At 52.1% G+C, this 2,500-nt stretch carries 2 rRNA genes (1 of these 2 cut by a window edge); both read right to left on the reverse strand.

The window, feature by feature from the left end:
* Nucleotides 1-17: 17 nt before the first annotated feature.
* Nucleotides 18-133, reverse strand: a 5S ribosomal RNA gene (rrf, locus tag AC1DIH_RS27980).
* A 157-nt stretch (nucleotides 134-290) separates the two neighbouring features.
* Nucleotides 291-2,500: ribosomal RNA gene (locus AC1DIH_RS27985) — 23S ribosomal RNA — on the reverse strand (it continues 682 nt past the right edge of the window).

The following is a 2,500-nucleotide window of genomic DNA, read 5'->3' on the forward strand; positions in this document are numbered from 1 at the left end:
GGGGTTTCGGAATTTAATCTTGACGATGACCTACTCTCACATGGGGAAACCCCACACTACCATCGGCGATGCATCGTTTCACTGCTGAGTTCGGGATGGGATCAGGTGGTTCCAATGCTCTATGGTCGTCAAGAAATTCGGGTACTGAGTCGTGACCTGTTGGTCTCGCTTCAGCAAATTGGGTATGTGATAGATCTCGGTGTTTCGTGAGTTGTCGAACTTTCGGTTCRTTTCGTCTTCACACACCGCAATCTGGCCTCTGTCGAGTTCGCAAATTGCTTGGGTGTTATATGGTCAAGCCTCACGGGCAATTAGTATTGGTTAGCTCAACGCCTCACAGCGCTTACACACCCAACCTATCAACGTCGTAGTCTTCGACGGCCCTTCAGGGGACTCAAGGTCCCAGTGAGATCTCATCTTGAGGCTAGTTTCCCGCTTAGATGCTTTCAGCGGTTATCTATTCCGAACATAGCTACCCGGCAATGCCACTGGCGTGACAACCGGAACACCAGAGGTTCGTCCACTCCGGTCCTCTCGTACTAGGAGCAGCCCCTCTCAAATCTCAAACGTCCACGGCAGATAGGGACCGAACTGTCTCACGACGTTCTAAACCCAGCTCGCGTACCACTTTAAATGGCGAACAGCCATACCCTTGGGACCGGCTTCAGCCCCAGGATGTGATGAGCCGACATCGAGGTGCCAAACACCGCCGTCGATATGAACTCTTGGGCGGTATCAGCCTGTTATCCCCGGAGTACCTTTTATCCGTTGAGCGATGGCCCTTCCATACAGAACCACCGGATCACTAAGACCTACTTTCGTACCTGCTCGACGTGTCTGTCTCGCAGTCAAGCGCGCTTTTGCCTTTATACTCTACGACCGATTTCCGACCGGTCTGAGCGCACCTTCGTACTCCTCCGTTACTCTTTAGGAGGAGACCGCCCCAGTCAAACTACCCACCATACACTGTCCTCGATCCGGATAACGGACCTGAGTTAGAACCTCAAAGTTGCCAGGGTGGTATTTCAAGGATGGCTCCACGCGAACTGGCGTCCACGCTTCAAAGCCTCCCACCTATCCTACACAAGCAAATTCAAAGTCCAGTGCAAAGCTATAGTAAAGGTTCACGGGGTCTTTCCGTCTAGCCGCGGATACACTGCATCTTCACAGCGATTTCAATTTCACTGAGTCTCGGGTGGAGACAGCGCCGCCATCGTTACGCCATTCGTGCAGGTCGGAACTTACCCGACAAGGAATTTCGCTACCTTAGGACCGTTATAGTTACGGCCGCCGTTTACCGGGGCTTCGATCAAGAGCTTCGCGTTAGCTAACCCCATCAATTAACCTTCCGGCACCGGGCAGGCGTCACACCCTATACGTCCACTTTCGTGTTTGCAGAGTGCTGTGTTTTTAATAAACAGTCGCAGCGGCCTGGTATCTTCGACCGGCRTGAGCTTACGGAGCAAGTCCTTCACCCTCACCGGCGCACCTTCTCCCGAAGTTACGGTGCCATTTTGCCTAGTTCCTTCACCCGAGTTCTCTCAAGCGCCTTGGTATTCTCTACCCAACCACCTGTGTCGGTTTGGGGTACGGTTCCTGGTTACCTGAAGCTTAGAAGCTTTTCTTGGAAGCATGGCATCAACCACTTCGTGTTCTAAAAGAACACTCGTCATCAGCTCTCGGCCTTAAGATCCCGGATTTACCTAAGATCTCAGCCTACCACCTTAAACTTGGACAACCAACGCCAAGCTGGCCTAGCCTTCTCCGTCCCTCCATCGCAATAACCAGAAGTACAGGAATATTAACCTGTTTTCCATCGACTACGCTTTTCAGCCTCGCCTTAGGGACCGACTAACCCTGCGTCGATTAACGTTGCGCAGGAAACCTTGGTCTTTCGGCGTGGGTGTTTTTCACACCCATTGTCGTTACTCATGTCAGCATTCGCACTTCTGATACCTCCAGCAAGCTTCTCAACTCACCTTCACAGGCTTACAGAACGCTCCTCTACCGCATCACCTAAGTGATACCCGTAGCTTCGGTGTATGGTTTGAGCCCCGTTACATCTTCCGCGCAGGCCGACTCGACTAGTGAGCTATTACGCTTTCTTTAAAGGGTGGCTGCTTCTAAGCCAACCTCCTAGCTGTCTAAGCCTTCCCACATCGTTTCCCACTTAACCATAACTTTGGGACCTTAGCTGACGGTCTGGGTTGTTTCCCTTTTCACGACGGACGTTAGCACCCGCCGTGTGTCTCCCATGCTCGGCACTTGTAGGTATTCGGAGTTTGCATCGGTTTGGTAAGTCGGGATGACCCCCTAGCCGAAACAGTGCTCTACCCCCTACAGTGATACATGAGGCGCTACCTAAATAGCTTTCGAGGAGAACCAGCTATCTCCGAGCTTGATTAGCCTTTCACTCCGATCCACAGGTCATCCGCTAACTTTTCAACGGTAGTCGGTTCGGTCCTCCAGTYAGTGTTACCYAACCTTCAACCTGCCCATG

The organism is Pseudomonas sp. 05N36, assembly GCF_056397385.1.